Source organism: Rhizobium sp. A37_96 (genome assembly GCF_053521765.1).
In genome coordinates this window covers 1-850 of the sequence record NZ_JBNWDS010000053.1, presented here as the reverse complement: position 1 = coordinate 850, position 850 = coordinate 1, and the positions used below count along the sequence as shown (strand labels likewise).

1 protein-coding gene is annotated in these 850 nt (G+C 61.6%); it reads left to right on the top strand.

Annotation, left to right across the window (positions count from 1 at the left end; all coding sequences use genetic code 11):
* The coding region (gene hemA, locus ACQZ6J_RS33885; RefSeq protein WP_449087237.1) for a 5-aminolevulinate synthase at positions 1-850 on the top strand (850 nt) is incomplete at both ends.

The window sequence follows — 850 nt, the reverse complement described above, 5'->3', positions numbered from 1 at the left end:
ATGGATTTCGAAGCATTTTTTAAGGGCGAGCTTGACGGACTTCACGGTGAGGGCCGTTACCGGGTCTTCGCCGATCTCGAACGCCGCCGAGGCAATTTCCCCCGCGCCATCAGGCATACGGCCAACGGCCCGCAGGAGGTGACCGTCTGGTGCTCCAACGACTATCTCGGCATGGGCCAGCACCCGAAGGTGATCGAGGCGATGAAACAGGCCATCGATCACTGTGGCGCGGGTGCGGGAGGCACCCGGAATATTTCTGGCACCAACCACTACCATGTCCTGCTCGAGCAGGAGCTCGCCGATCTGCACGGCAAGGAATCCGCGCTGATCTTCACCTCGGGCTATATCTCCAACTGGGCGACGCTCGGCACGCTCGGCGCCCGCATTCCCGGCCTCATCATCTTCTCGGATGCGCTCAACCACGCATCGATGATCGAAGGCATCCGCTATGCCAAGTGCGACAAGGTCATCTGGAAGCATAACGACCTGCACGATCTCGAAGCCAAGCTGAAGGCCGCCGATCCGAAGGCGCCGAAGCTGATCGCGTTTGAATCGGTCTATTCGATGGATGGCGATATCGCCCCGATCAAGGAGATCTGCGATCTCGCCGATAAGTATGGCGCGATGACCTATCTCGATGAAGTGCATGCCGTCGGCATGTACGGCCCGCGCGGCGGCGGCATTGCCGAGCGCGAGGGCCTGATGGATCGGCTGACCGTCATCGAAGGCACGCTCGGCAAGGCCTTCGGCGTCATGGGCGGCTATATCGCCGCGTCGACGGCGCTTTGCGATTTCATCCGCTCGTTCGCCTCCGGCTTCATCTTCACCACGTCGCTGCCGCCGGCGCTGG